Consider the following 25973-nt stretch of genomic DNA (forward strand, 5'->3'; position numbering starts at 1 on the left):
ACGGACAACATTCTGCCGATTCTATTGCCAAAGCCTTAAACACCGAATTTGCCTAAACTTGCCGACACCGCGAGGGATTGAGCGTGACCGCCCAGCCCCCTATGGTGCCCCCAATCAAAAGGATCGAAATCATGAGCATTGAACGGATCGGCGTTGTTGGAGCGGGCCAAATGGGCAGCGGTATCGCGCATGTTTGCGCCTTGGCCGGTTACGATGTTCTGATGACAGACATCAACGATGACGCCTTGAAGGCGGCGTTGGTTGGTATTGGCAAAAATATGGACCGTCAGGTTTCCAAGGGTTTGATAACAGAGGACGAAAAGTCCGAAGGCCTGCGCAGAATCGGCACCACGCTGACCCTCACCGACCTTGGCCCGACTGACTTGGTGATCGAGGCTGCGACCGAACGTGAGACCATCAAGCAAGCCATTTTCGAAGACCTGCTACCGCACCTGACGCCTGACACGATCTTGACGTCGAACACATCTTCAATCTCGATTACGCGCCTTGCTTCGCGCACGGACCGACCAGAGAAATTCATGGGTTTCCACTTCATGAACCCCGTACCGATCATGCAGTTGGTCGAATTGATCCGTGGTATCGCAACGGATGCGCCGACATTTGACGCCTGTAAGGGGGTCGTGGACCGTTTGGGCAAGACGTCAGCAACCGCTGAAGACTTTCCCGCGTTCATCGTAAACCGCATCCTGATGCCGATGATCAATGAGGCCGTCTACGCCTTATATGAAGGTGTCGGAAACGTGGAATCCATTGATACATCGCTCAAACTCGGTGCGAACCATCCTATGGGTCCGCTAGAGCTGGCTGACTTTATCGGGTTGGACACATGCCTCGCGATCATGAACGTGCTGCACGACGGTTTGGCCGACACGAAGTATCGACCTTGTCCGCTGCTAACAAAATACGTTGAGGCTGGGTGGTTGGGTCGCAAGACCAAGCGCGGCTTTTATGATTACCGCGGCGAGACGCCCGTTCCGACCCGTTAAGTTTCCTTTAGAGACAGCGTATGTTCGCGGAGCCACGCCATAAATGCTCGTGGATCTTTGCTGCGTTCGGCGACCTCTTCAGGTGGAATCGGGGCGCCGATCACTGGTTTTTGGGGTTTATCAAACGCATGTGCTATCTCGTGGATAAGCAAGCCTTGGCGTAGCGTACCGCTTATCTTGTTGGCAATCTGATACCAGCGCGAGTTAAATCCAGGGAAGTAGCACGGCACAACAGTGGCGCCGGATCGTTTAATCATTTTTGCGGTGAAGACGTTCCACTCTTCCTCAACGACAGGGCCCCACATCGTCTTGGACGTCGCTACGACGCCTGATGGGAACAGCGCGATAAGGCCATCATTGCCAAGGTGCTCCATGGCTTTGGCGCGCATTTCGATCATTTTCTTCTGCGCATCATCTTCATGAAGGAAAGGCACAGGGATCATATAGCTGGCCGCACTTTCATCGATCCCCGTAAGAAGGGACCGTGTCAAAATGCGATAATCGTTACGGCGTCGCCCGATAATGTCAGCAAGGATCATACCGTCAACCATCCCGTGCGGGTGGTTTGCAACAAACACGACCGGCCCGGTCTCGGGGATATTATCGAACTGTTCTTGTGGGGTCTTAATCTCGATCCCCATAGCCTTCATTGTGGCCGGCCAGAATTCTTGGCCCTTATGGGCGCCCATTTTTTCAAACCGGCGCACGCGACGGATGACCTTCATCTTACCGGTCAGCCATTCCATCCCCATGATGAACCAGCGCTTGGTATTGCTGTCAAAAGTTTCCGAATACGTCAAAGAACGGTTGTCATAGACGCGAGGTGCATCTTCATCCGCCGTCTGGCTTCGTGTTCTTGTCGCTTTGTCAGTCAAGCGTTTGCTTCCTAGCCACTCGCGGAATGAGGCGTTAGTTGCCTTCTCCGAATTTGTCAGCCACCAGAGCATCCAGCGCATCCATGAGCTGTTCAGCCTGGGGGCCGTTGGTTTCGACCTCAATAGAGGTTCCCTTAGAAGCTGCCAACATCAAAAGACCCATGATGCTATCACCATCAGCTGAAAGCCCGTCCTTTGAGACCTCTGCCGTAGCGTCAAATTGTTCGGCCACATCTACAAATTTCGCAGATGCACGAGCATGGAGGCCCTTAATGTTGGTAATGTTCAGTACGCGCGAAACCATAACCTGCCCCTAGGTGTCCAGTTCGACAATGTGGCTGTCGATATATTTGCGGCCTGCATCAAGTGCGGCAGACACAGCATCGTTAACAGATTTCTTGCGGGATTTTGCGAGTTTCACAAGCATTGGAAGATTCGCACCATACAGAATGCGGCGGTTGGACGGGCTACAGGCCCTCAGCGACAGGTTGGACGGGGACCCGCCAAACATATCTGTGACGACGACTACGCCATCGCCCATATCGGACGCATCAGCAGCTTTGCAGATCTCTTCTTGCTTAACTGCGCGGTCATCTTCGGGCCCAATAGTGATGGCATAGACGCCAGACTGTTTGCCGACCACATGCTCAACCGCGGAAAGATATTCCGCCGCCAGTCCACCATGGGCCACAATCACGATTCCGATCACTCTTGTATCCTTACGATCCGCTAGATGCTGGGCGAGTCGACGCCGCCCGATCCAATTCTCGGTGACGTTTAGACACCCGCCAATCGTTGTTCGCAAGGGCCAAGACCAATTGTTCTGTTACATAAACGGACCGATGTTGCCCACCGGTACAGCCAAAACCAACGCTAACGTGCGATTTCCCTTCCTCTCGGAATGCTGGAAGCAGCATTAACAGCAGGTCCAAAACTTTATCCATGAACTCCGCCGCGCGCGGGTCTGTTTGAATGTAGTCCCCGACTGCCGCGTCCAAACCTGTGAATGTTCGCAAGGCGGGTTCCCAATAAGGATTTTTGAGAAACCGGCAGTCGAATGTCATGTCGACGCCCTTCGGCGCCCCACGTTTATAAGAAAACGATTGCAGGCTCACGCCGAACAAGCTGCCGCCGTCCTCGCCAAACCAATCCGTAAGACGCGCCTTGAGGTCATGGGGTGACAGCTCGGATGTATCCAACAAGATTTCAGCCTGTTCGCGCAAAGGCGCAAGAAGGTCAGCCTCTTTTCGGATGCCTTGGATTGCGGGCTCATCAGGGGCGAGCGGGTGACGTCGTCGGGTTTCGGAATAACGACGAACAAGCGTATCTTCGTCTGCTTCGAGGTAAAGAAGTTGCGCGTCGATATCGTCCCTCAGCTGAAGGTTCTTCAACATCTCAGCGACGCCTGCGTTCGAGAAGTCTCGATTCCGGACATCGATCCCAATTGCTAAAGGGGACTGCAGTTCACCATCCGTCAGTCGCGGGATCAATGTCAGGGGGACGTTATCAATTGCCTCAAAGCCGAGGTCTTCAAGCACATTGATTGCCGTGGAACGCCCAGCACCGGACGGCCCGCTTACGACGATTAGCTTTTGCGGCTGAGGGGAATCGTTTGCCATCTTCAGTCCCTACCTATCCAGATCAATCCGATCGTTCATGTTTCATATACTGCATAATTGCGTCAACGAAATGGCCGGTCTCGGGGTTGTGAAGGATCGCGACGGGCTGGTTAAGCAACATAACCTTTCGCCACGGCGGGACGCGCTCGACCTCAACCGCTCCAAGGTCGACGACCAGACGCAACGGCGCTTTCTCGATGTGATCGACAGATAGGATGCCGACTCCACGTGCCTCTATTCGCCCCTTAAGAGTTGGCGGGCAATGCGCGACTAACCCGTGCGGCGCGTCCTCAATCCAAGTGATGTCATCGGCCAAAAGTACTGCGCCACGTGACATCAACGCCAGCGCATGCCCCGACTTTCCAGAGCCGGACGGGCCGGTTAGCGCAACCGCGTGGCCGTTTATTACAACAGTACTGGCGTGAAGCTGCAATCGACCGTCAGGCCCATCTTTGGGCGCGACCGACAACATTTAGACCGGCAGGCCAACGACAAAGCGCGCGCCCAAAGGATCGGATCCGATGTCTGCATCCGTGGGGCGGATGTTCTCCGCCCAGATTACGCCGCCGTGCGCTTCGACAATTTGTTTAGAGATCGCAAGGCCAAGTCCAGAGTTGTCACCAAACTGTTGTTCGGGGCGTTCTGAATAGAAACGCTGGAACACTTTTTGTAATGCGCCATCAGGAATACCTGGCCCTGTGTCTTCCACAACGACCAGCACGCGATTCTCGCGTTTACGGACCCAGACGCGGATCGCGTCACCATCTTCACAAAACGAAATTGCGTTGGAAATCAGGTTAACGAACACCTGAGCCAATCGACCCTCTAGACCCAAAATCTCAATCTCGCCTTCTGGGAGGTCCGACATGAAATCGACACCTTTTTCTTTCGCTTGAGTGCCTAGGAATTCGGTCAAGTGCCCCAACATTTTGATGAGGTTAAAGGCTTCTTCCTCTTCCTTCACGAGTTCGGAATCCAAACGCGACGCATTGGAAATATCACTGACCAAACGGTCCAAACGCTGAACGTCGTGCTCGATCACCTCGAGCATTCGATCGCGATGATCTTGACGCGTAACTTTTCGCAAAGTCCCGACCGCTGAACGCAGCGACGCAAGCGGGTTCTTGATTTCATGTGCCACGTCGGCTGCAAATTGTTCGTTACCTTCAATCCGTTCAAACAAAGCAGACACCATGCCGCGCAGCGCGCCGGACAAACGCCCGATTTCATCTGGGCGTCCCGTTAGATCAGGAATTTGAATGCTATGAGGCGACTTTTTGCGGGCGTTCCTATCTCTGCCCAGTTCAGCCGCTTTCGCCAAATCCGACAGAGGATGTGCAATCGTAGACGCAAGTACGAGGCTCAAGATGATAGAGACGATGACCCCAATGAGAAACATCTGAAGAAGCTGCTCACGGTCGCGCGCGACCAGTTCGTCTAACTCGCCGGGAGACGAAACAAGGGCAATCACGCCAACCGGCGCACCGCCTTGCTGAACAACTGGTGTCAGGACTTTAAAGAAAGACCGCCCCTGGCCGTCGGTTAGGGTTTCCAACCACGTCCCTGAATTGAGGGTTACTTGTACATCGCCCTGCAACTCTTCGGTCAAATCCAAAGCTACGTCGTTGTTGCGCCCCCCAAACAGCCCTGAGATTTTTTCGAATGCACCATTGAGAAGCCTTGTAATGAAAACGCTGCGACCATCACGTTCCAGTCCGGGAACTGGGGCGCCTTCTGTCGTAGGGGCGGACCACCTTTGAACAAGCGTGCCACTTCGATCCAAAAGGTAAACATCGACACCGCCCCGAAGGTCCAAGTTTTCGAGAGTGATCTGCGCATCCATGCCGTCACCGCTCATGAGGTTGACGGGAGCATTGATGGGCAGCTGTGCCTCGAACACATCAGCAATGAGTTCAACTTCGCTTACCAACGCGCTGCCACGTTGATACGTCAGGTTGTCGCGCGCCGGATTGAGGTAGAGGACCCCCGCAACCATGACGATCAACCCCAAAAGGTTAAACGTTATGATCTTACGCGCAATTGGCGACTTTCGAAGGTGAAACACCCCGCGGCGTTTGCGCCGCTGTGTCATTGCATCGCCAGAGCGCGGTGCAACAAAGTCCTCCCCAAGCACGACGCCGCCGCCCCCGCGCGCAGCGTTGCGCACGGATTTCAAGTCTCGGACGTCAATCTTTGGGGCAACCGTCATGGAAGATCCCTACTTAAGGAACGGCAATATTACTCTTCGTTGTATCGGTAACCGATACCATAAAGAGTTTCGATCGCTGAGAATTCGTCATCAGCCGTGCGCATCTTTTTGCGCAAACGCTTGATGTGGCTGTCGATCGTGCGGTCATCTACGTAAACTTGGTCATCATAGGCGACGTCCATCAACTGATCCCGAGATTTCACGAAACCTGGGCGCTGTGCCAATGCCTGCAACAAAAGGAACTCGGTGACTGTCAGAGACACGTCATTGCCTTTCCATTTAACGGCGTGGCGCAATGGATCCATCGAAAGGTCCCCGCGCACGAGAACCTTGGTTTCCTCGGTCTCTTCTACAGGTTCGCCGGACATCGCATCTTGACGACGCAACAAAGCACGAATGCGTTCCACCAAAAGACGTTGGCTGAACGGTTTCTTTACGTAGTCGTCGGCGCCCATACGTAGGCCGAGAACTTCATCAATCTCATCGTCTTTGGATGTCAGAAAGATCACAGGCATGGTGGTTTTCTGGCGGATTCGCTGAAGCAAATCCATGCCATCCATGCGCGGCATTTTGATATCCAAAACTGCCATGTCAGGAAGGCGCTTGTTAAAAGCGTCCAGCGCTTGCTGGCCATCTGCATACGTCTCAACCTCGAAGCCCTCGGCCTCAAGTGTAATCTGTACGGAAGTCAAAATATTCCGGTCGTCATCGACAAGTGCGATTCGTGACATGTTAATGCCCCTCTACTGCTCAATTATTATTGCCTGTTTTTTCTTAGTTTTGCCCTACTTAGGGTCAGCGAATCAATCCGAAACTAGGAAAAAGCGGCAATCGACACCCTCTTGTACCCTGAAAAACAGTAACCAATGGCTAAAATGTCTCACTTCTGGCCTGAACGCGGACATTCTCCGAGCGACGAACCGCCTTGGTGGCGCTAACTGGAATATGATTGCGCTAACTGCGTCAAAGGCGACTATTCACGCAGTAAAATCCCATGTTAAGTCCGATTCATCGAGGCCGCGTCGGCCTCTGAATATTAGGAGAAATACAATGGACCACGGCACGGCCAACCCTTCGATGAAACTGCAGGATCAGGGCATCAGCGGGCTGGGACAGGTCTATTATAACTATTCCGAAGATGACCTTATCGCCGAAGCGCTGAAGCGCGACGAAGGTCAGCTTGGCAAGGGCGGCACGTTCCTTGTGACCACTGGCAAGTTCACCGGTCGTTCGCCAAAGGACAAACACGTCGTTCGCAGCGCCACCACTGAAAACACAATCTGGTGGGACAACAACGCAGCACAAGCGCCGGAAGCATTTGATCGGCTCTACGAGGACATGGTCGCGCATATGGGCGGTAAAGACTACTTCGTTCAGGACTTGTTCGGCGGCGCCGACCCTGCGCACCGTCTGGACGTTCGCTTCGTCACTGAACTGGCGTGGCACGGATTGTTCATACGTCACATGATGCGGCGCCCTGAAGCTTCCGAAGTTGAAGGCTTCTCTCCGGACTGGACAGTGATCAACTGCCCAAGCTTCTTGGCTGATCCAGAACGCCACGGCTGCCGCAGCGAAACAGTCATTACCATGAACTTCGATCGCAAGATGATCTTGATCGCAGGGACTGAGTACGCGGGCGAGAACAAGAAATCTGTCTTCACGCTGCTCAACTACCTGCTGCCTGAAAAAGACATCATGCCGATGCACTGCTCAGCCAACCACGCCAAAGACAACCCAGTCGATAGCGCTGTGTTCTTCGGCCTTTCTGGTACAGGCAAAACAACTTTGTCCGCTGACCCGAACCGAACACTGATCGGTGACGACGAGCACGGCTGGTCGGATCGCGGCATTTTTAACTTCGAGGGCGGTTGCTACGCGAAAACGATCGGTCTGAACCCAGAAGCCGAACCAGAAATCTATGCCACAACGCAGATGCCTGGCACGGTTATCGAAAACATGGTCTTCGATCCCGAAACGCTTGAATTGGATTTTGAAGATGACAGCCTGACGGCCAACATGCGTTGTGCTTACCCGCTGAACTATATCTCCAATGCGTCCGAAAGCGCACTGGGCGGTCACCCGAAGAATATCATCATGCTGACATGTGATGCATTTGGTGTTTTGCCTCCGATCGCACGGCTGACACCGGCACAAGCAATGTATCACTTCCTTTCGGGCTTTACGTCCAAGGTTGCGGGCACTGAACGCGGTGTGACGGAACCAGAGCCAACGTTTTCCACCTGCTTTGGTGCGCCCTTCATGCCGCGCCGCCCAGAAGTTTACGGCAAGCTTTTGCAAAAGAAGATCGCGGAACATGGTGCAACTTGCTGGTTGGTGAATACGGGCTGGACCGGTGGCGCGTATGGCACCGGTAGCCGGATGCCGATCAAGGCGACACGCGCGTTGCTGACAGCTGCACTGAACGGTTCATTGGTCGAAGGGCAGTTCCGCAAGGACGCGAACTTTGGCTTTGATGTACCGCTTGCCTGTGACGGTGTTGACGATGTGTTGCTGAGCCCACGTGACACTTGGGCGAATGGCGCGGACTACGATGCCCAAGCAAACAAATTGGTCGACATGTTCTCCGGAAACTTCGAACAATATGTTCCGTTCATTGATGAGGATGTCAAAGCCGCAGCAATCGGCTAATATCTTCGCATGATGATGCGAACCTTATATCTTAGCAGCGCCCTCGCAATTTGCGGGGGCGTTGTCGTTACTGCGCAAAGTACCGATACCGTCTCACCCCTTCTGGGATTTTATGAAGCCGGCGTCCTGTGCGCGATGGAGGGCGGCGTAATGCGAGACGCCCCAAATACGGCTGCGGGAAGCACCCTTGTGGTAGAAGACGCCCCTCCTTTTGTTAGCGAGGGCCGGCTGGTCCCAGCCGTGATCGGTGTCGGGTTCGGGGTACGCGCGGGCCTTCAAGGCGCACTGGGCCAAGACAACGTCGTCATGACAGTCACACACCCCCCGCTAATCGGTAACGGCCTTACAAAACAAAGCTTTGGTACTTCGATAGGCGGCGAGCTGACCCCCGGTATCACGTTCTACCAATTCGACTATCCTTACGAATTGGTTCTTGGGGATTGGACGATGACGGCGAAATCCAACGGCGTGACGTTTTATCAGACAACGTTCACTGTTGTACCGCCCGAGACCCTTCCGGACTTGGCGGCTATCTGCGGCTACACGGAATTGCTGAGTTAACCGAGGACCGCACGGCGGATCAGGTTCAGGCCCGCGACCGCCAAAACAACAAGGGTTAGCATCCGAAACTTTTCCTGCGGAATCTGGTCTTGTAGCCGAAACCCTATCCATAGCCCTGCGAAGGCAAACGGTAGGATCGTGAGCGTCAAAGGCAGGTTCTCACTCCTCAGCACACCCGTCTGAAGGTGCGCTCCGGCCAGCGCGATCGCACCAATACCATAGATAACGCCTTGGGCGCGCATCTGGTCCTGCTTCGGGGTGTTTACCGCCGTCAAATAAGAAACCGTCGGCGGCCCCCAAACGCCCGAAATACCGCCGACAAAACCTGCAAAACTACCAATGACTGCATCCAGTCGCGTCGATCGCGCGGAGAGTTTTGGTTTCCAGCCTGCCAACTGCAAGACCGAAAACAGCGCGACAGGTAAACCGATCAAAGCATAGAGCATTTGCGGTTCAAGAATACGGACAAGCTGGGCGCTCATCACCAACAACAGCACCAAGCACAAAAGGAAAACGCGAAACTCTCTTATCGTTTGAAGGGCGCTTTGCAGGCCTTGGCGCAACGACTGCCAAACGTTCGTTAGGAGTGTCGGCAAGATCAGCGCGGCCAATGCCTGTTCTGGCGGCAACACAAGCGTCATACCCGAAATCAGAATCATAGGCATCGCGAAACCAACGACACCCTTCACTACTCCAGAAAACGTCGCCACCGCCAAGATGAACAACAACGTGCCAATACCATCGATTCCATGTAAATATTCCATAATCACGCAAATACACTGCCATTCCCCCCACCGCACTCCATTTCCGTTCGGTTATTTTCGTTCGCAAGAGTTCTTTTTTGTGAATTATTATTGCGCTGCGCTTGCGAGGGGGTTATTTCTGCGCCTGCACAATAAAGGAGTCGACTATGCCCCTCGACGCACAAGACAAAACTGCGCTGTTGCCTGACCTACTGACGACAACCGGCGCCGTGATCTCGCCGCTACGCGCACTTCTTGAGACCGCAAAAGACTGCGTTCGAGGCCTCGTGGTTGTTGATGGTCGTGTTTCAGGGCCCAAAGTTGAGGCCGAACAGACGGCGTCCCACGGGCTGGCATGGCTGGCAACATACGTCGAAGCCTTGGCGCAAATGCAAGTTTGGGCAGAAAAACTGAAATCGGACGGCAAGTTCGGTGAAGTTGAACAATTGATCCATCAGATCGCATTTGGTGAATATCTCGCCCAAATCAGCGGTGGCATCCCGATGAACCAAGGCGAGATTTTGCGCCTGCAGGATATCGGTCTAACGCAAGATCAAATGAATACGTTGGCCACGCCTGAGATTCAGACCCTAACCCAAAGCGGCAACACACAAGCAGCACGTTTGCGCCTTGTGGCCTTGATGCAGGAACGCAGTGCAGAAGTAACCGTCGGGGCAACAGGCCTTGATGAAGAACTGGAAATGATCCGCGATCAGTTCCGCCGTTATGCCGTTGAAAAGGTCGAACCCTTCGCCCACGAATGGCACCTAAAAGACGAATTGATCCCGATGGACGTCATCGACGAATTGGCCGAAATGGGCGTATTCGGCCTGACGATCCCCGAAGAATACGGCGGCTTTGGGCTGTCCAAAGCTTCTATGTGTGTTGTTTCCGAAGAATTGTCGCGCGGTTACATAGGTGTTGGATCACTTGGGACCCGCTCCGAGATTGCGGCCGAACTGATTATCGCAGGCGGTACTGAAGAGCAGAAACAGAAATGGTTGCCAGCTTTGGCCAGTGCCGAGAAACTGCCAACAGCCGTGTTTACCGAACCGAATACGGGGTCCGACCTAGGGGCGCTGCGCACACGCGCGGTTAAGGACGGTGATAACTACACCGTCACAGGCAACAAAACTTGGATCACCCACGCAAGCCGCACGCACGTCATGACACTGCTGGCCCGCACGGACCCAAACACGACAGACTACAAAGGTCTGTCCATGTTCTTGGCCGAAAAGACACCGGGCGATGACGCGAACCCGTTCCCGACCGAAGGCATGACCGGAGGGGAAATCGAAGTGCTCGGTTATCGCGGCATGAAGGAATACGAACTCGCGTTTGATGGCTTTGCAGTCAAAGGTGAGAACCTTTTGGGAGGCGAAGAGGGCAAAGGCTTTAAGCAGCTGATGGAGACATTCGAGTCCGCCCGCATCCAGACAGCTGCCCGTGCCATTGGCGTGGCGTGTTCGGCAATGGACGTGGCGATGCAGTATGCGCAGGACCGCAAGCAATTCGGCAAAAGCCTGATCGAATTCCCACGCGTGGCCAACAAACTTGCCATGATGGCGGTTGAGATCATGGTCGCCCGTCAGCTGACCTATTTCAGCGCCTTTGAGAAAGACGAAGGCCGCCGCTGTGACGTAGAGGCCGGCATGGCGAAACTGCTGGGCGCACGGGTCGCGTGGGCGGCTGCGGACAATGCACTACAAATCCACGGCGGCAACGGTTTTGCGCTTGAATACAAAGTTAGCCGCATCCTTTGCGACGCTCGTATCCTGAACATCTTTGAAGGTGCCGGTGAGATTCAAGCTCAGGTGATTTCACGTCGGATACTTTAGGAAACCGTCCCCTTACAGGTGGGTCTGGCAACCGCTATTCTCGGCCCATGAATAAAATCTTGCCGATCATAACCTTTGTTGCCTTCGCTGCCTGTCAGGGAGACGAAAGCGTGTCCAAATTCACTGACCCAGAAACTGAATATCAGTTAACTGAATTAGATGACGCACCGTTTACGGCGCGGGCAACAATCACCTTTCCCGAAGAAGGGCGCGTCGAGGGGCAAGCCCCCTGCAACCGTTATTTCGCAACGCAGACTGCGCCCTATCCTTGGTTTGCCCTCGAAGGGATCGGCGCGACGCGTATGGCTTGCGAAGATCTTGCTGCCGAATCCGCCTTCTTTGCCGCATTGGAAGTCATGACCTTGGCGGAAGTTCAGGGCGGCACGCTCATCCTGTCTAACGTCGATGGGCGATCAATGGTTTTTAAGCCCGTTAAGTCGAGCGTTTCAAGACGTCGATCAGGCGTTGGCGGGCATCAGGTAAAGGGCGATCCCCCAGCGATTTCGCGAGGTGATGGTGCAGGAAATGTCCTGTGGTTTTCAACGCGATCAAGATGTCTGGGATATCAGCATCCCCTTTGCCCAGCATGACCTTTGGCAAAGGCAACAATCGATCGGCCCATTCGCCCGCAGCTAGCCGTGAAACGGCCCGCCCCGTGCGCGGAGAGACATAAAACAGATCGTCGTTTAGGCCCGACACGGCGCAAGCAGACAGGTCTAACGCAAAACCCATTTCCTCGAGCAAGGCGATTTCCCACTGTAAATAGGCAAGCGGCCAAATCTCATTTTGCCCAAGCAGATCAAGTAGGGCAATGGTGCGATCATAAAGCGGCGGATGGGTTTCACGCTCTGGCAGAACAAATGCCAGAATACCGGTCACAGCATTCAATCCCGCCAACGCCAGACGATCTTGCATTACTTGGGCTGCGCGACTGCGAACAGGTTCAATGGTAAAGCTTCCGAGGTGATTTTCGAGGCGCGCTTTCCACGTCACGTCTAACTGCGCCCCGGGTTGTAGCAGCGGCGCGATCTTTCGACTTGTACCGCCACGCACAATACCCGCTGCCTTGCCGTGATTTTGGGTGAACACCTCTATGATGGCGGAGTTTTCGCCGTGTTTTCGGACCTTCAACAAAGCCCCTTCATCGCGCCATTCAATCATAGCGTTAGCTTAGGCCAAGGAGGGGTCGTCTAGCAAATGGCGGCCCTGACGGTCCTCGACCTCAATCACCCAAAGATCAGGATCAAAACTTGCTTGTTTGTCGAGCGAGGCGTCCACGTCTGGCTCCGTGCCCTCGGCTAAGGTGACCCATTCGCGGTCACCCGACATCAGGTCAAATTGACGTTGAAACGCGCGGGCATTGCCATCCAATGTGTTGAGCTTCACCAGAACCGAGCCCGCAGTCGCATCGCCCTTGCGCACAACAAATGCGGGGATTTCAACCAACCGCAGACGGGTCAAATAGGCAGACACCCAAAGGTCGGATGTCAGACGGGTGCTCAAGCGTTGCCGTCCTTAAAGTCGAGGCCCATTTCCGAGTAGCGTTCGGATTCTTCAAGCCAGCCCGGACGGACCTTCACCTGCAGGAATAGGTGCACCTTGCGGCCCAAAAACTCGACGAGTTCTTCACGGGACGCCTTGCCGACCGCTTTAATGGTTTCACCGCGATTGCCCAAAACGATACCTTTGTGACCATCACGCATAACGTAAACGATCTGATCAATCTTACACGACCCGTCTTTGCGCTCTTCCCAGTTCTCGGTTTCAACAGTCAGCTGATACGGGAGCTCTTGGTGCAAACGCAGGGTCAGCTTTTCACGGGTCATTTCAGCAGCGATCATCCGCAGTGGCAAATCAGCGATCTGGTCCTCTGGATAAAGCCACGGCTCTTCGGGCATCCGCTCAGCCAGCCATGTGCGCAGAGTATCGACCCCATGCCCTTTTTCGGCAGAAATCATAAAGGTTTCGGCGAAATCAAAACGTTCATTCAGATCTTTGGTAAGGCCAAGCAAAACCGGCGCTTCGACACGGTCGATCTTATTGATCGCCAAGGCAACGGTGCGGCCCTTGCCGACGTCCCCGAGACGTTCCAAAATCGCTTCGACACCTTTCGTGATGCCACGGTGCGCTTCGATCATCAGCACGACAACGTCTGCATCAGCAACACCGCCCCAGGCGGCAGCAACCATCGCGCGGTCAAGGCGGCGCTTGGGCTGGAACAGACCCGGCGTGTCAACAAAAACGATCTGACTTGTGCCTTCGATAGCCACACCGCGAATGCGCGCACGGGTCGTCTGGACCTTGTGGGTCACGATCGACACTTTCGCGCCAACCATCCGGTTTAGCAGTGTAGATTTTCCTGCGTTTGGCTCGCCAATTAGGGCAACAAAACCGGCGCGTTGTGGGGTATCATCGCTCATGTATCTTCTCCTTGCACGCGGGCCAAAAGGGCTGCGGCTGCGGCCTGCTGGGCCTGTCGTTTGTTCGGCGCTTTCGCCTGTTCGGATGCGCCTGACTTGAGGCGGACTTCAATCGTAAAGACCGGCGCGTGATCAGGGCCGCTTCGGGTAATTTCCGTGTACGAAGGAGGTGGGTCGCCCTTCGCCTGCGCCCATTCTTGCAACGCGGTTTTCGGATCACGTGCGTCTTCTTCGACGTTGGTGATCCGATCCCCCCAAAGCGCAACAACACGGTCGCGCGCGGCATCAAACCCTGCATCCACGTAGACCGCAGCAATGACGGCCTCCATGGCATCGCCAAGCAGCGCTTCTTTGCGCCGACCGCCTGTCAGCATCTCGGAGCGACCCAGTTTCAAGACAGCGCCCAGATCAATTTGACGTGCGACATCCGCACAGGTTTCCTTACGCACAAGCGCATTAAACCGCGGGGCGAGCAGCCCTTCGGGCGCGTTCGTGTCTGCCTCAAGAAGTGCTTCGGCCATCACGAGACCAAGCACACGATCCCCGAGAAATTCGAAACGTTGATTGTCGTCGCGGTGCGGCGAGGACATTGACGAATGGGTGACCGCGCGGATCAAGTGTTCTGGCTTGGCAAAACTGTGGCCAAGCCTGTCTTGAAACTCACGAAGTGCGCCCGACAGTTTCACTCGACAGCCTTGAAGTAGCGGTCGGCTCTCCATGTCCAGAACGCCAAAAGCGAACGGCCTGATGAGGAGAACATGACACGGTCTGCACGACCAACAATATCTTCGTATGGAACAAACCCAACACCGCCAGAAATCTGAGGTACGCGACTGTCAGAGGAGTTGTCGCGGTTGTCACCCATGAAGAAATACTGACCTTCTGGCACCGTAAAGATGCCCGTGTTGTCTAGGTCACGGTCGCCAATGTTCAGGACGCTGTACTCCGTGCCGTTCGGCAGTGTTTCAGTGAACCGCTGCTTTAGGCAATCGGCCCCGAGACCAACAGCGCCATTGGAGCAGCGTGGAAGGTTACCCTGCCCACCTTGGCGTTCCATCGTTTCCGTGAACAGGCCTGCTTCGGTTTGCGCTACTTCTTCGCCATTTAGAGTAATGACGCCGTTTTGCACTTGAACGGTGTCGCCCGGCATCCCGATCAATCGTTTGATAAAGTCTCTACCAGAAACAGGGTGGCGAAAGACGACGACATCGCCGCGCTCAGGTTCTGACCCAAACAGGCGTTCATTGCCGCCTTTGAACACGCCGCAGAAATCTTCGGCATCGATATCCAAGCCGACGGCAGGGATAATAATCGTCGGACAAGACGCGTAGGAATACCCGTAAGCCATCTTGTTGACGAACAAGAAATCGCCGATCAGCAGCGTTTCTTTCATCGATCCCGATGGAATCCAGAATGGTTGAAACAGGAATGTGCGAAACACGCCCGCGATAAGCAGCGCGTAAACGACTGTTTTTACTGTTTCTTTAATGGATGCCCACACGGCCCAACCTCACGTTCAACGTCAATAAAATCTGGGGTTATGTGCGCGTGACGGCCCGCCAAGTCAACCCGTGCTAACCTAGGCCTTTATGGCGCGAGCTTCGATGACGACAAAGGCCTGTGCCCATGGATGATCATCCGTGAGGGTCACATGGATAATCGCCTCATGCCCCTCGGGAGTCATAGTTTCGAGACGCTCTTTGGCCCACCCCGTAACCTCCATCACAGGCTGGCCGGTTCGCAAGTTGGACACGGCCATGTCTTTCCATGAAATGCCCATCTGCAACCCCGTGCCAAGCGCCTTGGAACACGCCTCTTTGGCGGCCCATCGTTTGGCGTATGTCCCTGCAACATCTTTGCGCCGTTCGGCTTTTTGTTGCTCAACTTCGGTAAAAACACGATTGCGGAAACGGTCCCCGAAACGATCAAGCGTCCCCTGAATTCGTTCGATGTTTGCTAAGTCGGAACCAATTCCAAGGATCATGGAGTGAGCTTTGCCGTAAGTAGTTTCAAGGATGCCGCCCCGAATAGCACGCCGAACGTAAGATCGAAACCGCGTTTCGCGCGCAGGTAGGCCGCAGCAATCGGAGCGGAGGAAAACAGGACCGCATAGCCCAAAAAGACAACCATGGATGTAAGGCTCAGAACGCAAAATAGGATGGCGACCGAAATTGGCGCAGCATCTGCGGACAGAACGACTGCATAGATCGCCCCCCAGCTCAGAATCGCCTTGGGATTGGTTAAGTGCAGCGCCAAACCTTTGCCGAATGCACCCGTGCGGCTCGGAGACTGCGCTTGGACGGCCTTGCCATGCCATGCAGAAAGCAACGACTTTCCAGCCAGATACAAAAGATATCCAGCACCGGCATAGCGGATCGCCTCAAAGAGCCATGCATTCGCGACCATTATCGCCGAAAAACCGAGAGCTGCCGCGATACCCCAGATCGCCGAACCCACGACAACGCCCGCCGCAAGCCGCAGCCCCATCGCACGGCCATGCGCCATGGCCGTGCCCGAAATCGTAAGCGTTGCGGGGCCAGGGCTGCCGCCCGCAACCGCCCAGCCAAACAAAATCAACGGCAAAGGGAACAACAGGTCGTTCATTCAGCAAGCTCCTGAGTGACCGTGACATCACCACTAGATTGATTGACGGAAATGCTCAGCAAGGCCAAGTTCTGAAAACTCTGTTCAGGGAGATAGATAATTGCGGGTATCGTGAATGTCAGGCCTGTGGCGGGATCGTAAACTGCGTCTAGCTCTTCGAAGAACATACCAGCATATCCTAAGCCCTCATCCAAACCGACGACAGTACAGGTCCGGCCAGATAGTTCATCAAACGGAGGGTGCAAAATTAACAGGTACATCGCCGCGGCCGCGGGTTCGATCGTGTCTAACAACGCGACACGCACTTTCCCGTCCGCAAATGTTCGACTGTAGTCTTCCCATGGTTCTACAATCGCATCTGCACGGGCTTGCCAGTCGCAGGGAAATGCCGTTTGCGCCGCGACGGGTGTTGCAAAAAGTGTGGCGATCAAGGGTAACATTGTACGCATAACAAACTCCGTTCAAATTAAACGGAGTGTGCGTGGATCAGCCTCACCAATCAAGTAGGACGATCCAGCAACTTTAAGTGCGAGCTGCGTCCATGAGGCGGCGCATTTCGTCCATCGCCGGGCCGAGCCCTCGAAAGATTGCCTCACCGATCAGGAAATGCCCGATGTTGAGCTCCATGACTTCAGGAAAAGCAGCGACAGGTTGTACGGTGTCATAGGTCAAACCGTGGCCCGCATGAACCTCAAGACCAAGCGAATGAGCATATGTTGACATGTGCCGCATCTTTTCTAATTCGGCGTCACGGGTGATGAAATCGCCCTCTGCGTGGGCATCACAATAAGCGCCAGTATGAAGCTCAATGACTTGGGCACCAATTCGGTGAGCCGCATCGATTTGACGCTGGTCAGCAGCGATAAATATCGAGACACGGCACCCCGCCTCGCGCAGCGGCGCGATAAAATGCGCAAGTTGGTTTTCTTCCCGCGCGACTTCCAACCCGCCTTCCGTGGTTCGTTCCTCGCGTTTTTCCGGAACGATGCAGACCGCGTGCGGCTTATGGCGCAGGGCAATCTTTTGCATTTCGTCTGTCGCTGCCATTTCGAAATTCAACGGTATGTTGAGCGCATCCATCAACGCATCAATATCCGCATCCGCAATGTGGCGACGATCTTCGCGAAGGTGCGCGGTGATGCCGTCCGCCCCGAATTCTTGAGCGAGTATGGCGGCGCGAACCGGATCCGGAGTGCTTCCGCCTCGTGCATTCCGCACTGTAGCCACATGATCAATATTCACACCAAGACGTAGTTTGGACATAAGACACCCTTCCTGCTGGACTTAAGTCTAGCGCGGATTTTATTCGCCGTCAGCAGGATTCTTTAGCTGGGCTAGTTTCGCACGAAGGCTTTTACGACGGCGGTTTTGGTAGGCGCGAATGACCGGCACAGAGATGTAATATGCGATGGTCGCCGTTACAATTCCGGGAATAATTCCGCCCACGAAATAGGGGTAGAAAACCTCCCCATAGAACTCGGACAGGCCGCGCCAGTCCATTTTTTGATGCGTGAACAGCGCCGTGAAATTGTGCCATAAGTCACTGAATGCGTTGTTAAATTGGCAACCAATTCCACAAAACTCTTGGCCGGGCGGTCCATCAAGAATGTTGCGTTTCATACGCGTCCCCAAAAGCCAATGCCCCGTACTCAGCGACGCATAAGCAATTGGAATGTAGGTCAAAGGATTTCCAAAGAACGTGGCCATCAGAGACGCTAAGATATTGCCGCGCATGGCCATTGCGATCAGCGCCGCAATAACAAAGTGGATCCCGTAGAACGGCGAAAAAGTTGTGAAAACGCCAGCCCAAATCCCGCGTGAAATCTTTTCAGGGGTATCAGGAAGTCGACGCACGCGGTGTTTGACGTATTGAGCCGCACGTCCCCACCCGCCGCGCGGCCAGAGTAGTTCCAACGTCGCGCGCCAAAGTGGGCGCCTGTCTCGTCGTCTGAAAACCACCAGTGTTTCCTCTGCCCTTGGGCCTTAACTTCTGCGCTGAACTTTGCCGGCCCGTTCGGGGTCACGGTGCCGCGCGACCGACGCGACATTACTATCAACCTCGAGCGCATTCATAATAATGTGCATGTGTTCGGTGTCGCGTAAATCGACATCCATCAACAGCCTAAAATAATCGGGTTTTCGATCGACAAAGACAAGGTCAGAAATATTTGCATCATGTTCACCAATCACAGAACAGATACGCCCCAAAACGCCCGCATCGTTGGTTATTGTCAGTTCCAATGTGATCGTGTTGGTGACCGAATGGGTGCCTTCTTGCCAATGAATGTCTATCCAGCGTTCGGGTTGGTCTTCGTAATTTACGAGAACTTCACAATCAATCGCGTGAACGACCACGCCTTCTCCGCGCGACGTAATACCGACAATACGTTCGCCCGGGATCGGCTGACAACACTGCGCGCGGCTGTGCGACTGATCCGGTGAAAGACCTATAACAGCGCGGCGGGCTTCGATTTCATTGCCGACAGATTTAGCAAGATCAGGGAATACCGCAGAAACAACTTCACGAGATGTGATCTCAGCGGCGCCGACCCGTTCCAGAAGATCGTCGACATTGGACAATCCAAGGGACTTTCCGGCGGTCTTCAACGCCTTGTTCGTAACTTCTTTGCCAATGTTTTCAAATGAGACACGGACGAGTTCACGGCCCAAACGTATAAACCGTTCACGATCTTCCTCGCGAAGCGCCCTACGGATCGCGGTCTTCGCACGCCCCGTTACAGCAATATCGGTCCATGTGGCTTGGGGTGTTTGCCCTTCAGCAGTGATAACCTCGACCGACTGGCCATTTTTGACGCGAGTCCAAAGCGGAACACGAATGCCATCCACCTTTGCCCCGACGCAGGCATGTCCAATACGGGTGTGGATCGCATAAGCGAAATCAATTGGGGTTGCGCCACGGGGCAGCTTAATAACATCGCCCTTGGGCGTGAAACAGAACACTTGGTCCTGATACATTTCCAACTTGACCATATCGAGGAATTCGTCGTGATCGTGGTCTTCGTCCAAACGTTCGCTCAACTGAGCAATCCAGCGCGCTGGGTCGACCGCAAAGCGGTTCTCTACCCGCACGCCCTCACGATAGGACCAGTGGGCCGCAACGCCGGCTTCGGCGACTTCGTGCATTTCTACTGTGCGTATCTGCACTTCGACGCGTTTTCCGTCACGGCCAGAAACCGTGGTGTGCAAAGATCGATACCCATTGGTCTTTGGCTGGCTGATGTAGTCCTTAAAGCGACCGGGAACAGCCGCCCAACGTTGGTGAATCGCACCGAGGGCCGCGTAGCAGTCGGCATCTGACTGGGTGATAACCCGGAAGCCGTAAATGTCTGAAAGACGGCTGAAGCCTTGTTCTTTTTCCTGCATCTTGCGCCAGATCGAATAAGGTTTTTTGGCGCGCCCATAGATGTCGACGGACAAGCCCGCCTTGTCCATCTCAAGCTCCATATCGGCTTGGATTTTTTCGACGACATCACCAGTCTCTTTTTGCAAAGTGATAAAGCGACGAATGATAGAATTTCGGCCCTCAGGATTCAGAACGCGGAACGCGAGGTCCTCAAGTTCTTCGCGCATCCATTGCATGCCCATACGCCCGGCTAGTGGCGCATAGATGTCCATGGTTTCGCGGGCTTTTTGGGCCTGTTTCTGCGGGCGCATCGATTTAATGGTGCGCATGTTGTGCAGCCGGTCAGCGAGCTTCACCAACGTGACGCGCAGATCGCGCGAAGTTGCCATGAACAGTTTGCGAAAATTCTCGGCCTGTTTGGTCTCGGACGAATTGAGCTGAAGATTGGTAAGCTTGGTCACGCCATCGACCAAGTCCGCAATCTCCTTGCTGAAGCGCTTTTCGACTTCGGCGTAGGTGGCTTTGGTGTCTTCGATTGTATCGTGCAACAGCGCCGTAATGACCGTGGCGTCATCCATCTGTTGTTCAGCCAGGATGGCGGCAACTGCGACAGGGTGGGTGAAATACGGTTCACCAGAATGACGGAACTGGCCGTCATGCATCTCGGCGCCGAATGCAAAAGCATCGGCGATCATGTCCGCATTAGTCTTCGGGTTGTAGGTGCGGATCAGCGCAATCAGATCGTCAGCAGAGATCATGTGCGCTGCACCACCTTATTTCTGGCCCTGAGCTTCCATCAAAGCACGAAGAAGCTTTTCTTCGCTCAGATCGTCTTCGGCAGGCTTGTCTGCTTCAGGGGATCCACCACCCATCAAAAGAGCCATAGAATCTTCTTCCGGCTCATCGACTTCGATTTGTGTCTGGTTGGCTTCGATCATGCGCTCGCGCAGATCATCCGCTGTCTGTGTTTCTTCAGCGATCTCGCGCAGGGACACAACAGGGTTCTTGTCGTTGTCGCGCGGCACAGTCAGCGCACCACCAGCAGAGATTTCACGTGCCCGATGTGCAGCAAGCATCACCAGTTCAAAACGGTTCGGAACCTTGTCAACGCAGTCTTCAACGGTCACGCGGGCCATGGGGCACTCCAATCAAATCGATATAGGTAGGGTCAGAAACGGCTATCTAATGGCTTGACAGCAATAAGACAAGCGATTCCCGTCAATTCAATGGTGTGATCTCCGCGCTTGCAGCGGGCCCCAAAGATATCAGCAGATCCGTGGTGGTTTTTTGCAGAAAAGGATGAACCCAATTCGGCGCAATATCTGCAAGCGGGACGAGTACAAAAGCGCGATCCTGCATGCGCGGATGCGGTACAATCAACTCATCCGGAGCCTTGTTCATCTGGAGAGATAGAGGTAAGTCAAACCAACTCTGGAAGACCGCACGGTTAGGTAACAAAGCGTTCCCACAGGCGATCAGATCCAGATCTAGTGTTCTTGCGCTCCAACGTTTATCACGCTTTCGATCAAATTCCGCCTCGATGCCATGCAAGCGTCTAAGAATTTCTTCGGCAGAAAGGGCGCTCCGCAATGCACATGCCGCATTGACGAAATCTGGGCCTGAACCCACTGGAAATGCGGGAGTTTGATAGAGGTTGCTAACCTGAACTTCACCGAATTGATCCCGCAACGCGTCAACAGCCGCGAGGACTGTCGCTTGCGGGCCTCCGAAAGGTGACGTGGCGTTACTACCCATCGCTATGAGAACAATCTCGCTATTCATCTTTTGCTCCCCTTGCGACACGTCATAAAAACCTTACAAATAGAGTAGCCCTGCTGGAATTTTGAAACCACTCACATAGTTCCCACCAGTTCGGGCGATTTGAAAGGACTAATTGTCATGTTTTATCGTGATGAGAGGCTTGCCCTCTTCATCGACGGTTCGAACCTTTACGCGGCTGCGAAGGCCCTCGGGTTCGACATCGATTATAAGTTGTTACGTAGCGAGTTCATGAGGCGCGGCAAAATGTTGCGTGCGTTTTACTACACAGCCCTTTTGGAGAATGATGAATATTCTCCGATTCGACCGCTGGTAGATTGGTTACACTATAATGGCTTTACCATGGTCACAAAGCCCGCAAAGGAATTCACGGATTCCATGGGCCGACGTAAGATCAAAGGTAACATGGACATTGAATTGGCCGTGGATGCGATGGAGCTGGCGCCGCATGTAGATCACGTCGTGATCTTCTCTGGTGACGGTGATTTTCGGCCATTGATTGAAAGCCTGCAACGCCAAGGCGTTCGGGTCTCTGTTGTGTCAACGATCCGCAGCCAACCGCCTATGATTGCGGATGAGCTCCGTCGTCAGTGCGATAACTTCATCGAGCTCGACGAGCTGCGTGACGTAATCGGGCGCCCTCCAAGAGAGCCACGCGAAGAGCCCAAGGCCGAAATGGTCGAGGAAGAAAGCTAAAACAACAGGCGCCCTCAAGGGCGCCTGTTTTCGTTTATACCAACGTCACAGAAGTTCCTTGGATATCACTAGTTCTGCGCGGCAACCGCAGCATTCATCGCGTTGTGGCGCTCAACGATATCGCTGGGCCACGTGCTTTTGATGAACGCCATTACATTGCGAATTTCATCATCGCTTAAGATGCCTTCGTACCCAGCCATATCGCTTTCGTAACCATTACCGACAAGCACGGCAGTGCCAAATTTAACAATCTGAAACAACTGAACGTCAGGGTGGTGCCAAGTATGACCAGAGGCGTCGTGAGGAGGAGCAAGACTTCGACCATTTGAGCTTAAAGTACGCCAGTTCTCCTGCCCTTCAAGGTTCTCTCCATGGCAAGATGCACAATTGGTTGCATAGAGTTCAGCCCCTTGGGCCACGGCGGCTAAATCCTCATAAGCGAACAGGTTCACTTGTGAGAGAGTATCCTGTTCAGCTTCGGCCATGGTTGCGGCAAGGCCTACAGTAGCAGCAGTAAAAACTGTAAAAAATTTCGCGCTCATTGTTCTCTCCAGATAATCACTTCGTTTCTACGAGGTTCCACCAAGGGGAAGGCAAGGCTTTTCGAGTATTACAGCAGCCGAACACGTTGGATTGCAGACTTTCTGCACGGGCTTGATCTGGACGTGCCAACGCTAAATGCTTACCTACTACGGTGGCAAGCAGGAGACTCCCATGACCAAAGCCCCACTTACGTTATACCTAGCCGCGCCACGTGGGTTTTGTGCAGGTGTGGACCGTGCCATCAAGATCGTCGAGATGGCATTGGAAAAGTGGGGTGCCCCTGTCTTTGTCCGTCATGAAATCGTTCACAACAAATTCGTGGTAGATGATTTGCGCGACAAGGGCGCGGTCTTTGTCGAAGAGCTGGACGAATGCCCCGATGATCGTCCTGTCATCTTTTCAGCCCACGGCGTTCCCAAGGCAGTGCCTGCAGCCGCAGCCAAGCGCGAGATGGTCTTTGTTGATGCCACATGCCCGCTGGTGTCAAAGGTCCATATTGAGGCCCAGCGCCACGCAGAGAACGGCTTACAAATGATCATGATCGGACATGCAGGCCACCCCGAAACCGTCGGCACGATGGGGCAACTGCCAGATGGCGAAGTTCTTTTAGTTGAGACGGTCGAAGACGTCGCAAAGGTCACACCACGCGATCCACTGCAGCTGGCTTTCGTCACACAAACGACCCTTTCGGTCGATGACACAACAGACATTGTCGCCGCTCTGAATACTCGTTTTCCAGCCATCGTTGGGCCACACAAGGAAGACATCTGTTACGCAACAACCAATCGCCAAGAAGCTGTCAAAGCCATGGCCCCAAAAGCTGACGCGATGTTGGTTGTCGGCGCACCCAATTCCTCCAATTCGCAACGTCTGGTCGAGGTTGGTCGAAAAGCAGGTTGCTCCTATTCGCAACTCGTCATGCGGGCCGCCAACATTGACTGGCGCGCCTTGGACGGAATCACGAGCATCGGCATCACCGCCGGCGCATCCGCCCCCGAAGTGCTGATCAACGAGGTGATCGACGCGTTTAAGGATCGCTATGACGTAACCATTGAGCAGGTCGAAACCGCGGTCGAGAACGTGGAATTCAAAGTGCCACGCGTTCTGCGAGAGACAGCATGAGTGCCGATAAAGAAACCTTAGATGTCTACAACGCCAAGGCTGCGGACTACGAAGCGCGGTTTGGCGGAGGCCACCCGAGTGCGCATCTGGACCGTTTTATTCATGGCGTGCCCAAAGGAGGCCGCGTACTGGACCTTGGTTGTGGGCCTGCGAGTTCGGCGGCCCATATGGCGGCGGCGGGACTGGTTGTTGAAGCGGTCGACGCGTCCGCCGAAATGGTGCGGATCGCTGCACAAAAGGACGGCATTACGGCAAAACAAGCGGTGTTCGACGATCTGAACGCTGTGGACCATTACGACGGCATCTGGGCGAATTTTTCATTACTCCACGCCCCCCGAAATGCCCTTCCGCGTCACTTCGCAAGCATCGCGGCGGCGCTCAAACCGCGGGGCATGTTCTTCATCGGAATGAAGACCGGGGAAGGCGAAACGCGCGACCACTTGGGCCGGCGCTATACATTTGTCACCCTCGACGAATTGCATGGCCTTATGCGTGACGCTGGTTTTGAGGTGCTTGGATTTGAAGAGGGCCAAGAAGCAGGAATGGCTGGAACGGTCGATCCTTTTGTAAACATGAGAGCCCAAAAAATTGCCTGAACTATTTGTTTACACAGACGGCGCGTGCAGCGGCAATCCCGGCCCCGGCGGCTGGGGCGCAGTATTGATTGCGCGCGATGGCGATACGGTTGTGAAAGAACGTGACCTTAAGGGCGGCGAAGCGCACACGACCAATAACCGCATGGAACTGCTGGCAGCGATCAATGCGCTTGAAACCTTATCGAACCCATCGAAACTTACGCTGGTGACCGACAGTTCCTACGTCAAAGACGGGATCACCAAATGGATCTATGGCTGGAAGGCCAAGGGCTGGAAAAAGAAGGGCGGCGAGATCAAGAATATTGATCTTTGGCAACGCCTGGACGAAGCCCGCAATCGCCATGACGTGACATGGGAATGGGTGAAGGGCCACGCAGGCCATCCAGAAAACGAACGAGCAGATGAATTGGCACGTGCTGGCATGGCGCCGTTCAAAGATTAGTCAAATGCGGCAGGCGGCGTCCATCCCTTAAGGAGGTCGGCGGCCAAGGCGGGTTTCTTGCCTGCCTTTTGAAGTCGCAAGATTTCGAGTGATCCGGAGCCAGTCCCAACAAACAGTCTCCCCTCTGAGGCACTAATTGCCCCCTCACCGAGCGTCTCTGTCGCGATGCTAGCTTGAAGAAGCTTCATACGTTCTCCCGCGGCTTCGGACCAAGCGCCCGGAAAAGGTGACAGCCCATTGATCTGACGGACAATCTCATTTGCGGGGGATGTCCAGTCAATTCGGGCTTCGGCTTTGTCGATCTTGGATGCATATGTGACGCCATCGTCAGGCTGAGGATCGGGGGTCAGGTCCGTCAACGTCGCGAGAGCTTCGACGATGGAACTTGCCCCCAAGCTGCTCAGCCGATCATGTAAAGCGCCCGTTGTTTCATCCGTAGCAATGGCGATTTCGCGACGCAGCAGAACCGGTCCTGTATCCAGCCCCGCTTCCATCTGCATGATACAAACACCTGTCTTGGAATCGCCGGCCATTATCGCACGGTGAATTGGTGCAGCCCCTCGCCATCGCGGCAATAAAGACGCGTGAATGTTAAGGCAGCCCTTAGTGGGCGCATCCAGAACCTCTTGTGGCAGGATCAACCCGTAGGCGACAACAATGGCGATGTCCGCATTCAGCGCGGCAAACTCTGCCTGCGCGTCTTCGTTTCTAAGCGATACAGGATGACGGACATCCAAACCCAACTCTTCGGCCCGCGACTGAACGGGACTTGGCCGGTCTTTTTTGCCGCGCCCTGCGGGGCGGGGAGGTTGCGAATAAACAGCTGCGATCTCATGGCCTGCATCCACCAAGGCATCCAAGATTGGCACCGAAAAGTCGGGCGTTCCCATGAAAACTATGCGCATC

31 protein-coding genes and 1 pseudogene are annotated in these 25973 nt (G+C 54.4%); 9 read left to right on the forward strand and 23 right to left on the reverse strand.

Annotation, left to right across the window (positions count from 1 at the left end; translation table 11 throughout):
• Nucleotides 1–131: 131 nt before the first annotated feature.
• Entirely contained in the window at nucleotides 132–1007 is an 876-nt protein-coding gene (locus tag L0666_RS12070; protein WP_235261617.1) for a 3-hydroxybutyryl-CoA dehydrogenase, read from the forward strand.
• Here L0666_RS12070 and L0666_RS12075 read toward each other — a convergent pair.
• Genes L0666_RS12075 through L0666_RS12105 form a run of 7 tightly spaced genes read right to left on the reverse strand, consistent with a single transcriptional unit; the run spans nucleotide 1004 to nucleotide 6441 of the window.
• Nucleotides 1004–1882, reverse strand: a complete 879-nt coding sequence (locus L0666_RS12075) for a lysophospholipid acyltransferase family protein (protein ID WP_235261618.1) — start codon at nucleotides 1880–1882, stop codon at nucleotides 1004–1006. The two genes, L0666_RS12070 and L0666_RS12075, sit on opposite strands and share 4 nt — an antisense overlap.
• Before the next feature lie 34 nt (nucleotides 1883–1916).
• Entirely contained in the window at nucleotides 1917–2186 is a 270-nt protein-coding gene (locus L0666_RS12080) for an HPr family phosphocarrier protein (protein WP_216036191.1), read from the reverse strand.
• A 9-nt stretch (nucleotides 2187–2195) separates the two neighbouring features.
• Nucleotides 2196–2591, reverse strand: coding sequence for a PTS sugar transporter subunit IIA (locus L0666_RS12085; protein ID WP_235261619.1), 396 nt, complete (start codon nucleotides 2589–2591; stop codon nucleotides 2196–2198).
• A 10-nt stretch (nucleotides 2592–2601) separates the two neighbouring features.
• Nucleotides 2602–3501: an RNase adapter RapZ gene (rapZ, locus tag L0666_RS12090; RefSeq protein WP_235261620.1), complete on the reverse strand. Its 900-nt coding sequence runs from the start codon at nucleotides 3499–3501 to the stop codon at nucleotides 2602–2604.
• 22 nt (nucleotides 3502–3523) lie between these two features.
• Nucleotides 3524–3973, reverse strand: a complete 450-nt coding sequence (locus L0666_RS12095) for an HPr kinase/phosphorylase (protein ID WP_235261621.1) — start codon at nucleotides 3971–3973, stop codon at nucleotides 3524–3526.
• Nucleotides 3974–5710: a sensor histidine kinase gene (locus tag L0666_RS12100; RefSeq protein ID WP_235261622.1), complete on the reverse strand. Its 1737-nt coding sequence runs from the start codon at nucleotides 5708–5710 to the stop codon at nucleotides 3974–3976. It lies immediately after the preceding gene.
• A 29-nt stretch (nucleotides 5711–5739) separates the two neighbouring features.
• Nucleotides 5740–6441, reverse strand: a complete 702-nt coding sequence (locus tag L0666_RS12105; RefSeq protein WP_235261623.1) for a response regulator transcription factor — start codon at nucleotides 6439–6441, stop codon at nucleotides 5740–5742.
• Between the two features lie 319 nt (nucleotides 6442–6760).
• On the opposite strand from L0666_RS12105, the gene L0666_RS12110 reads away from it, so the two are divergent.
• Together L0666_RS12110 and L0666_RS12115 are read left to right on the forward strand one after the other, a co-directional pair.
• The gene (locus L0666_RS12110) at nucleotides 6761–8359 is read left to right on the forward strand and encodes a phosphoenolpyruvate carboxykinase (protein WP_235261624.1); all 1599 of its coding nucleotides are present in this window, start codon (nucleotides 6761–6763) and stop codon (nucleotides 8357–8359) included.
• Between the two features lie 150 nt (nucleotides 8360–8509).
• Nucleotides 8510–8920, forward strand: coding sequence for a DUF3859 domain-containing protein (locus L0666_RS12115; protein WP_235261625.1), 411 nt, complete (start codon nucleotides 8510–8512; stop codon nucleotides 8918–8920).
• Here the strand turns inward: L0666_RS12115 and L0666_RS12120 are convergent.
• Entirely contained in the window at nucleotides 8917–9684 is a 768-nt protein-coding gene (locus L0666_RS12120) for a sulfite exporter TauE/SafE family protein (protein ID WP_235261626.1), read from the reverse strand. The genes L0666_RS12115 and L0666_RS12120 overlap by 4 nt on opposite strands.
• 146 nt (nucleotides 9685–9830) lie before the next feature.
• Here L0666_RS12120 and L0666_RS12125 point away from each other — a divergent pair, with 146 nt between their 5' ends.
• On the forward strand, nucleotides 9831–11501 hold the full coding sequence (locus L0666_RS12125) for an acyl-CoA dehydrogenase family protein (RefSeq protein ID WP_235261627.1): 1671 nt from the start codon (nucleotides 9831–9833) through the stop codon (nucleotides 11499–11501).
• Between the two features lie 47 nt (nucleotides 11502–11548).
• Nucleotides 11549–11914, forward strand: a pseudogene (locus tag L0666_RS12130) (META domain-containing protein); the annotation flags it as partial.
• Nucleotides 11915–11933: 19 nt separating this feature from the next.
• Here L0666_RS12130 and recO read toward each other — a convergent pair.
• From recO to folK, 13 genes are all read right to left on the reverse strand, one after another.
• Complete coding sequence (recO, locus tag L0666_RS12135) at nucleotides 11934–12662, reverse strand: DNA repair protein RecO (RefSeq protein WP_235261628.1); 729 nt, start codon at nucleotides 12660–12662, stop codon at nucleotides 11934–11936.
• 9 nt (nucleotides 12663–12671) lie between these two features.
• Complete coding sequence (locus L0666_RS12140; protein WP_235261629.1) at nucleotides 12672–13004, reverse strand: DUF1491 family protein; 333 nt, start codon at nucleotides 13002–13004, stop codon at nucleotides 12672–12674.
• The gene (era, locus tag L0666_RS12145; protein WP_235261630.1) at nucleotides 13001–13921 is read right to left on the reverse strand and encodes a GTPase Era; all 921 of its coding nucleotides are present in this window, start codon (nucleotides 13919–13921) and stop codon (nucleotides 13001–13003) included. Before era ends, L0666_RS12140 begins: the two co-directional genes overlap by 4 nt.
• Nucleotides 13918–14607: a ribonuclease III gene (rnc, locus tag L0666_RS12150; RefSeq protein ID WP_235261631.1), complete on the reverse strand. Its 690-nt coding sequence runs from the start codon at nucleotides 14605–14607 to the stop codon at nucleotides 13918–13920. The genes era and rnc overlap by 4 nt, the downstream gene beginning before the upstream one ends.
• A complete protein-coding gene (lepB, locus tag L0666_RS12155; protein WP_235261632.1) occupies nucleotides 14604–15422 on the reverse strand; it encodes a signal peptidase I in 819 nt (272 codons plus the stop codon). Before lepB ends, rnc begins: the two co-directional genes overlap by 4 nt.
• A 78-nt stretch (nucleotides 15423–15500) precedes the next feature.
• Nucleotides 15501–15905 (reverse strand): holo-ACP synthase, encoded by a 405-nt coding sequence (acpS, locus tag L0666_RS12160; RefSeq protein ID WP_235261633.1) that lies wholly within the window; start codon nucleotides 15903–15905, stop codon nucleotides 15501–15503.
• Complete coding sequence (locus L0666_RS12165) at nucleotides 15902–16525, reverse strand: LysE family translocator (protein WP_235261634.1); 624 nt, start codon at nucleotides 16523–16525, stop codon at nucleotides 15902–15904. Before L0666_RS12165 ends, acpS begins: the two co-directional genes overlap by 4 nt.
• Nucleotides 16522–16974, reverse strand: a complete 453-nt coding sequence (locus tag L0666_RS12170; RefSeq protein WP_235261635.1) for a hypothetical protein — start codon at nucleotides 16972–16974, stop codon at nucleotides 16522–16524. The genes L0666_RS12165 and L0666_RS12170 overlap by 4 nt, the downstream gene beginning before the upstream one ends.
• A 73-nt stretch (nucleotides 16975–17047) precedes the next feature.
• The gene (locus L0666_RS12175) at nucleotides 17048–17788 is read right to left on the reverse strand and encodes a pyridoxine 5'-phosphate synthase (RefSeq protein WP_235261636.1); all 741 of its coding nucleotides are present in this window, start codon (nucleotides 17786–17788) and stop codon (nucleotides 17048–17050) included.
• Nucleotides 17789–17827: 39 nt separating this feature from the next.
• Complete coding sequence (locus L0666_RS12180; protein WP_235261637.1) at nucleotides 17828–18484, reverse strand: DUF2062 domain-containing protein; 657 nt, start codon at nucleotides 18482–18484, stop codon at nucleotides 17828–17830.
• A 24-nt stretch (nucleotides 18485–18508) separates the two neighbouring features.
• A complete protein-coding gene (locus L0666_RS12185; protein ID WP_235261638.1) occupies nucleotides 18509–20647 on the reverse strand; it encodes a RelA/SpoT family protein in 2139 nt (712 codons plus the stop codon).
• A gap of 15 nt (nucleotides 20648–20662) precedes the next feature.
• On the reverse strand, nucleotides 20663–21025 hold the full coding sequence (gene rpoZ, locus L0666_RS12190; protein WP_235261639.1) for a DNA-directed RNA polymerase subunit omega: 363 nt from the start codon (nucleotides 21023–21025) through the stop codon (nucleotides 20663–20665).
• Between the two features lie 82 nt (nucleotides 21026–21107).
• A complete protein-coding gene (folK, locus tag L0666_RS12195) occupies nucleotides 21108–21671 on the reverse strand; it encodes a 2-amino-4-hydroxy-6-hydroxymethyldihydropteridine diphosphokinase (RefSeq protein WP_235261640.1) in 564 nt (187 codons plus the stop codon).
• A gap of 117 nt (nucleotides 21672–21788) precedes the next feature.
• Here folK and L0666_RS12200 point away from each other — a divergent pair, with 117 nt between their 5' ends.
• Nucleotides 21789–22364: a LabA-like NYN domain-containing protein gene (locus L0666_RS12200; protein ID WP_235261641.1), complete on the forward strand. Its 576-nt coding sequence runs from the start codon at nucleotides 21789–21791 to the stop codon at nucleotides 22362–22364.
• A 68-nt stretch (nucleotides 22365–22432) separates the two neighbouring features.
• On the opposite strand, the gene L0666_RS12205 is transcribed toward L0666_RS12200, so the two are convergent.
• Nucleotides 22433–22849 carry a c-type cytochrome gene (locus L0666_RS12205; RefSeq protein ID WP_418887995.1) on the reverse strand — a complete coding sequence of 139 codons (417 nt, stop codon included), beginning with the start codon at nucleotides 22847–22849 and terminating at the stop codon, nucleotides 22433–22435.
• 229 nt (nucleotides 22850–23078) lie between these two features.
• Between L0666_RS12205 and ispH the strand changes: the two genes are divergently transcribed.
• The 3 genes from ispH to rnhA are packed head-to-tail and all read left to right on the forward strand — an operon-like array spanning nucleotide 23079 to nucleotide 25067.
• Nucleotides 23079–24029 carry a 4-hydroxy-3-methylbut-2-enyl diphosphate reductase gene (gene ispH, locus L0666_RS12210; RefSeq protein WP_235261643.1) on the forward strand — a complete coding sequence of 317 codons (951 nt, stop codon included), beginning with the start codon at nucleotides 23079–23081 and terminating at the stop codon, nucleotides 24027–24029.
• Nucleotides 24026–24625, forward strand: a complete 600-nt coding sequence (locus L0666_RS12215; RefSeq protein WP_235261644.1) for a class I SAM-dependent DNA methyltransferase — start codon at nucleotides 24026–24028, stop codon at nucleotides 24623–24625. The genes ispH and L0666_RS12215 overlap by 4 nt, the downstream gene beginning before the upstream one ends.
• Nucleotides 24618–25067: a ribonuclease HI gene (rnhA, locus tag L0666_RS12220; RefSeq protein WP_235261645.1), complete on the forward strand. Its 450-nt coding sequence runs from the start codon at nucleotides 24618–24620 to the stop codon at nucleotides 25065–25067. Before L0666_RS12215 ends, rnhA begins: the two co-directional genes overlap by 8 nt.
• On the opposite strand, the gene fmt is transcribed toward rnhA, so the two are convergent.
• The gene (gene fmt, locus L0666_RS12225; RefSeq protein ID WP_235261646.1) at nucleotides 25064–25972 is read right to left on the reverse strand and encodes a methionyl-tRNA formyltransferase; all 909 of its coding nucleotides are present in this window, start codon (nucleotides 25970–25972) and stop codon (nucleotides 25064–25066) included. The two genes, rnhA and fmt, sit on opposite strands and share 4 nt — an antisense overlap.
• Nucleotide 25973: the final 1 nt, after the last annotated feature.

The sequence above is a fragment of the Octadecabacter algicola genome (genome assembly GCF_021532625.1).
Lineage (GTDB): Bacteria > Pseudomonadota > Alphaproteobacteria > Rhodobacterales > Rhodobacteraceae > Octadecabacter > Octadecabacter algicola.